Annotated in this window: 5 protein-coding genes; all 5 read left to right on the plus strand. The window is 48.7% G+C overall.

Annotated features, from left to right (window positions below; genetic code table 11):
* Positions 1–469: 469 nt before the first annotated feature.
* The 5 genes from Q0650_RS17035 (at position 470) to Q0650_RS17055 (ending at position 6,882) form a co-directional block, all read left to right on the plus strand.
* Positions 470–1,429, plus strand: coding sequence for a XamI family restriction endonuclease (locus Q0650_RS17035; RefSeq protein ID WP_298821146.1), 960 nt, complete (start codon positions 470–472; stop codon positions 1,427–1,429).
* Complete coding sequence (locus Q0650_RS17040; protein WP_298821149.1) at positions 1,387–3,054, plus strand: Eco57I restriction-modification methylase domain-containing protein; 1,668 nt, start codon at positions 1,387–1,389, stop codon at positions 3,052–3,054. Before Q0650_RS17035 ends, Q0650_RS17040 begins: the two co-directional genes overlap by 43 nt.
* A 168-nt stretch (positions 3,055–3,222) precedes the next feature.
* Positions 3,223–4,266, plus strand: a complete 1,044-nt coding sequence (locus Q0650_RS17045; RefSeq protein WP_298821152.1) for a site-specific DNA-methyltransferase — start codon at positions 3,223–3,225, stop codon at positions 4,264–4,266.
* 2 nt (positions 4,267–4,268) lie between these two features.
* Entirely contained in the window at positions 4,269–4,985 is a 717-nt protein-coding gene (locus Q0650_RS17050) for an SfiI family type II restriction endonuclease (RefSeq protein ID WP_298821154.1), read from the plus strand.
* A gap of 370 nt (positions 4,986–5,355) precedes the next feature.
* Positions 5,356–6,882, plus strand: a complete 1,527-nt coding sequence (locus tag Q0650_RS17055) for a glycosyltransferase family 39 protein (protein WP_298821156.1) — start codon at positions 5,356–5,358, stop codon at positions 6,880–6,882.
* The last annotated feature ends 224 nt before the right edge of the window (positions 6,883–7,106 follow it).

Here is a 7,106-nt window from a genome sequence, read left to right on the forward strand (position 1 = left end):
GCGAAATCCACAAGGTTCATGTTGTTTGGGAAATGTGCGCAGTCTGATGAAACAGGTGAATCGGATGTCTACTCAACCTTGAGAGTGGTCTAACAAGCGGTTGCAGCCGGATGCGCCGTTCATTTTGTGGCTGAACCTGGGCTGGTTGTCAGGTCGGGAGGCGGAAACTGCCGTGGCCTGGTCTGCGTTGACGTTGAACGGTCGGTAGGTGTTTGGGTAGTTGTCTTGCGCCTGTCGTCATGCTATAACGATTGCGGAGTGCGCAGTATTGTCAGCAAGTTGCCAGAAGTTTACGGAGGGATTGCGAGAAGGTCTACCTCTCGTTCGCGCCGGCGCCCCATTCGCGCCCTCAGCAGGCTGCTTCGTTTCGCTGCGCTTAGCTCGCCGATCCTAAAGCGCAGGCTTTCAGGCGCCTGAAGATCGAAACTGAATTGGTAAACACATAGGTGATAATGCATGAATGACTGGCATGAAGATGAAACGAATCAACGCCGACAAACCACATCTCTGGAAAAAGAATATAGCTGCTTCTGTTGATTGCTTTAATCGGTGGTTCCTGGGCTTTGCGCCCAATACATTTCGATCTACACGGATTAAGACTATCGAACATGTTAAACAAGCGATCCTTGCAACCGACGATCTACGCGCTCTGAATGCAGCCACACTGAAGGTTAATCCCGGTGTGCTCCCTACGCTGCGTATGTGTACCGCCCCGCCGCTCGCCGTCGACCGACTCGTCGGTTTGGCGAGTTCGAGCAAGAATCTCGTCGAGCGAATGGAGAAGGGTAAGCTGCCGGTCAAGATGAAAGCCTCTGTCCTCGAGACGGAGCTGACAAAGATATGCAGTGTTCTCACGCGACTCTTGGATCGGGATATTTTCCCCTGGCTGGACAATCGCGATGGCCCAACCGAGCAGGAACGCGACCGCGCCTCAACGATTGTTGCCGACCGTCTTTGCAGCGCGGTGGCGAATCCCATTATCCGTAACGCTCAGGAGCAACGGCAGCTTGCTCTAATCGGCGACTACCTCGACCGACTGGGTTATCGAAAGCAACACCACTCGTCAGATAAGCCGCTCACGGATATGGCGCCAGGCACGTATACCTTCCACTTGAATGTGTCCGTCGGAAAGACACATAGAGTTAATATCCCGATTGACGTTGTTATCCAGCCAAGGAAACTGCGCAAGGATCGGCTGCCAATTCTTATCGAGGCCAAGTCGGCAGGTGATTTCACAAACACAAATAAGCGGCGCAAAGAAGAGGCTACCAAGATTCGCCAGCTTCAGGCGACTTACGGAGAATCTGTGACGTTCGTGCTATTCCTTTGCGGATATTTTGGAAGTGACTATCTCGGTTACGAAGCCGCTGAGGGGATCGATTGGGTATGGGAACACAGGATCGACGATTTAGTAGAACTGGGATTGTAGAACCGATGATCGCGGAATCCGAGCATGCCATTGAAACGCGGCGACAAGCGATACAAGTGGCGCTTGACTCAAGCAAATCTGCTATCGAGCGGAACCGCTTGGGCCAATTCGCGACTCCATACGCGCTCGCGATGGAGATGGCTCACTACGTCAACACTATCGCCGGTAGCCAACTGCGGGTAGTTCGGTTCGCCGATCCTGCGCTTGGCACTGGGAGTCTGTACTCCGCTGCGCGCGCGGTGTTTGGTTCCGAGCGGATTGAACGCGCTCTTGGTGTGGAGCTTGATCCCACACTCTGCAATGTGGCGCGAGACTTGTGGGGATCACGCGGGCTTGAGGTGATACACGGCGATTTTACCCACATCGTGACCGGCGACTGTTGTCCAGACGCTCCCAACCTGATTCTTGCCAACCCGCCATACACGCGGCATCACCATCTCGATCGTGGGGAGAAGGAACGCCTGCAATCGCTGGCGCACCGAATGACTGGGGTCAACGTCAGTGGCCTTGCAGGCGTGTACGTGTACTTCTTGCTGCTCGCGACGGCATGGATGGAGGACGGTGGCTATGCGGCGTGGCTGGTTCCTTCAGAGGTTATGGACGTGAACTACGGTATGGCCGTGAAACACTATCTGACTGATCGAGTCACGCTCATTCGAGTCCATCGCTTCGATCCAGAAGATGTTCAATTTAACGATGCGCTTGTCTCTTCGGTTGTGATCGTATTCCGGAAAGCCGCGCCCCTCTCAGGGCATGTCGTTGAGTTCACCTACGGGGGGACTCTTTCGGAACCGCGCGCTCGTGATTCGATCCCGTTGGAATGGCTCCGCAGATCGCGCAAGTGGACCATCTACCCGAGACATGCGCACAACGATAGGCGAATGTCGAGCGCCAACGACGATGTCACGTTAGGTGACTTCTTCCGCATTCAACGAGGTATCGCCACCGGCAACAACACGTTTTTCATCCTCGAACGCCGCGAGGCTGAGCGTCGCGGTTTCCCGACGTGTCACCTTCGGCCTATCCTACCTGGTCCACGCTCGCTCAAAACGAATGTCATTGAGACGGATCACGATGGCTATCCACGCATCGAACCGCAACTGTGTCTCATTGACTGCGACCTGCCAGAAACGATCGTGCAAATGCGATATCCAGGCCTTTGGGAGTACCTGCAGACCGCCGAGACGATGGGTATCAAGAATGGCTACCTTATTGGCAGGCGAACCCCTTGGTATCGACAGGAACAACGTGCCCCAGCCCCCTTTCTCTGCACCTATATGGGACGCGGCTCCAACGAGCAGCGTCCATTCCGGTTCATCTGGAATCAGTCCAGGGCTATCGCGACCAATCTCTACCTCATGCTCTATCCAAAGGGCGAGCTGGCGCGGCTGCTGCGCGAGAATCCGGGGCATAGTGCCAGGGTGTTTGCTCTGCTTGAGCAGGTGACCGGTCACGAACTTCGCGGCGAGGGTCGCGTCTATGGTGGTGGCCTGTATAAGATTGAGCCAGGTGAACTCGCTCGTATTTCCGCGTCGGCGTTCATCGAGACATGGCCTGAACTCAACCATCTGACGCATCGCCAGGAACCATTGTTTGATGATGTGTCGAGCGCATCGCGCACCTGAAACCGGTTGAACCGATCGAACGCTGCGCCGCTCAACCAGAGTGTTGGGTGGTCAACGTGGTGGATAAAAGCCAACAAGATGACTGTCTGTTTCGTGTGATGGCAGGCAGTTTTCAGGACATGGTATAATGTAGAACGTTCGTTTGTTTCTGTAAATTGGGGGTGAGCAATGAGCGACCTGATGAGGGAAGTTAACTTCAAGATAGAACGATTGCCCAAAGCGTTGCAGGAAAAATTCCGCGAACTCTATGCGAACGAGAATGGAAATGAGATCGTTCAATACTTGTCTCCCAATGAAATCTACCTGGGAGATGCGAGACAACTCTTGCCACAGATAGAGCCTAACAGCATTGCGTTGAGCATTTGGTCGCCACCGTATTTCGTTGGTAAAGCATACGAAGCGCATTTATCGTTTGACGATTGGCAGAACCTGTTGAAAACGGTTATCCATCTCCATTTCCGGATCATCAAACCAGGAGGATTTTTAGTTATCAATATCGCTGACATTCTCGTCTTTAGAGATCCTTCGATGCCTGGCATTCAGGCCGAAGCAGTGAACAGGAGAAGATCGCCGGTCACGAGAGAAGATGTATTGAAAGCAATGGCCGATCATCCTGAGTATAATCGTTACCAACTGGCGAAGCTCCTGAAGTGCAGCGAGCAGACGATCGACCGCCGACTCAATGGCAACAATATCCGAGGTGGAAAGTACGGGCCGCAGACGCGGGTCAAGATCGTTGGGGGTCTCGTTGAAGAATGGGCATTAAGCGCCGGGTTCTATCCGTATGATCGTCGCATCTGGGTCAAAGATCCCGCTTGGGAGAACTCACGCTGGGCTAGTCTCTCGTATCGGTCAGTAGATGAGTTCGAGTATCTGTACTTCTTCTGGAAACCAGGAATTACCAGATTCGACCGAACACGGCTGTCTGCTGACGAATGGAGGAACTGGGGGTCCAGGGGAGTGTGGTATATTCCCTCGGTGAGGGTTAATGATGATCACGAAGCCAAATTCCCTGTCGAGATACCATCCAGAGTCATTCGGTTACTTACTGATCCTGAAGAGATTGTGCTTGATTGCTTTATGGGTAGCGGAACGACCGCTGTGGCGGCTATACGTGAAAACCGGCAGTACATTGGCATAGAAATCCTGGAAAAATATGTAAACCTGGCGCGCCAACGAGTTGCTGCGGAACATCATCCCGCAGAGAGTTGACCATGTTCCTCGATCCCGAAGATCTCAAGAATAATCTGGATCGTCTTGAAGAAATAGAAAAAGTTACCTTAAGGTTGGTAACTCAGGCTATCTGTGATTACAGAGAGGCTGCGATTGAAATCTTTCGAAACGAAGGCGATCTTGTTGCAGATATTGGTGAAGATATAACGCGGGAGGCTCTAGATCGGATGGGAATGCCGAGGATTAACCAGCGTTTGTTTGGCAAAGTAGATTATAAACGCGCTTGTTACTTGTTTCATCCAAACTACGCGATCAAACAGGCTCTTTTTGTAGACTCGAAGGCGGAGAATGTGAGAGGACGACATACAGCAACTTTGCAAATATCACAGCTATCCATGTCTGTCAGACAAATTCGTTCAGGGGAAGAGGTGAATATTCAAGGTAAATTACCGATAGCTATTACTTTGAGTGGTGAGAAGTATTTGACTACAACTGTGTTTGTGAAATACAACTATGACAAAGAAAAAAGTGGCAGCAATACGCTGAAAAGTATCATCATCGCTGCTGTGCCTAATGGCATGTTGCAAGACAGGTACAATCCTGACCCGAAAGAAACGATATGGATGGCTGGACGAAATGCTCCTTCTTTGGGCGAAGAGTTTAGGGTTCGCTTAAGCTTCCGGCAACTGAAGTCTAAAGCTGCCTGGCGTGTCCAAACAATCCCAATGCCACCTGATTCATTTTCGTGGAGTTCATGAAACTCCATTTGATGCTGAACTCAGCGTGAGGAAGCAATTCTTGCTGAAGTGCAACTGGTTTGGCCGTAGAACATACTGCGGGTTGTCTGGCGAAAGCGGGTCGGTTCAGGTAAAGAACATCGGATCGTCTTGCAGTGCTGCGCATCCGCTGTCGTAGACCCGCTGCGTTGAGTGCGGCCAGGTATTGCGGCGCGAAGGTCCTGCAGAAATCGTCCACATGGCAGAACAGCGTGACGATGTCAACTATTCTCATGGTAGGAAGCCTCCTTGGGTTGTTGTGGGCAGCCTGAAAAGTATAGCCCAAGGCGGCTTCCTTACCCGTAACTCACGTTATTAGAAATAATCAAATGTTTTTGCTCAGGTTGTAGATATGAAGATTAGTGGTATTTTAATGAACTACAGGATACTTATTGCGATTTTTAGCGCAACAAGTTTTATACTGATTCTATTATTTACAAATAACAACGGAGCAGGTCTATCTCCCGACTCTGTGGGATACATATCAACTGCGCGAAATATCGCGTCAGGTTTAGGAGTTGTCACGTGGGGAGGTGATCCATTAACTGTTCAACCTCCACTTTATCCTGCACTACTGGCAGCTATTGACTATGTTTTCGGGATGGATCCACTTGAATCGGCACACATTGTTAATGCTATGTTGTTTGGTTCTATAGTTTATCTAGGAGGAATACTACTAGATCAGTATTTAAAATCTTTCCTGATAAGAATTGCGGGGGTGCTGGCTATAATGTTTTCAATCCCGGTAGTGCATGTTTCACTAATGGCGTGGAGCGAACCACCATTTATATGCTTTACCCTGTTATATCTCATATTTCTGAAAACATATCAGAATGAAGTGAATATCAGCTCCATTTTGCTCATGTCGTTATCGGCTGCGCTGGCAAGCCTTACTCGATATATCGGTGTCACTCTTGTTCTCACCGGTATTATCGGCATTCTACTACTTCGTCAAGATAACTTGCGAGTTAAGTTTCAACATTTGTTTCTTTTCACATTCATCTCTACCTTGCCGCTTGGGATTTGGTTGATAAGAAACTATATGATCTCGGGTACGCTGTTTGGCCCGCGTTCGCTATCTACCTACTCTCTAATCCAAAATTTGAATTTTGTTTTCTTAACCATCACAAGCTGGTATATGCCTAGAATAATTCGTGAGAATCCATCTATTCTTATGACGTTGGTATTTGCAATAGGCTTAGTAATAGGTTATTATGGTTTTAAGGAAAGATTGTCAAAAGTTTGGTTTCATTTCTTGGAATTTGGTTCATTAGTGCTATTCGTTGTTGTATATATGAGTTTCTTGGTAATTTCTTCAACACTTGTTTCCTATGATCGCATAGATGACAGGTTGATGTCTCCCGTATTTATTCCCATGACTTTGCTCTTCTTGTTTTTGGGATTAAAAGCAATAATGCCACTTGCGCAGCGGTATCTGTCCCAAAAAACTATAAATATTTTGTTTATTTGCATCTTTGTTGTATGGTTTTTATACCCCAGTGTAGTAGTTACAAGATCATTCTTGCTAAAATCGATGGAGGAAGGTCTTGGATATGCCAGTCAATCCTGGAGAAATAGTCCAACTGTCAGGTATTTACAGCAGAATCCTGAAGTAGTATCTGATTGCATTGTTTATACTAACGATCCTTATGCACTTTACATCTTGACAGAAATTACGGGTAGGATGAGCCCTGGTAAGCAGAGCGATATTTCTATTCTCAAAGGATCCTGGCCAGGGGAAGATAGTGTCTGTCTGATATGGTTTGATAGAATACAGAGATGGTATTTGTCTACAATTGGTGAGCTACAGACTGTTGCAGATTTGAATGAAATAGTTCGTCTCGAAGATGGCTCTATTTATTCTGTTGCGAGGAAATGAAATTTATTAATTATTTTAACAAATAGAAAATATTTCCGGACAAAATGAGATTGGCATTAATGTTCTTTGAGCGCTAATCTATTGGCTCAGTGTATGTTGTCCAAAGGGCTGAATGGTGTGCATCGCATAGCGCAGTCGTAAGTCTGTCGGGTGATACAATTGTGTAATCTGTGGGCAGGGGTGAGGTGGTAGTTGAGCGTGCCTGCGGTTGGATTGATTCCGGT

The organism is uncultured Chloroflexus sp., from assembly GCF_937129525.1.
Lineage (GTDB): Bacteria > Chloroflexota > Chloroflexia > Chloroflexales > Chloroflexaceae > Chloroflexus.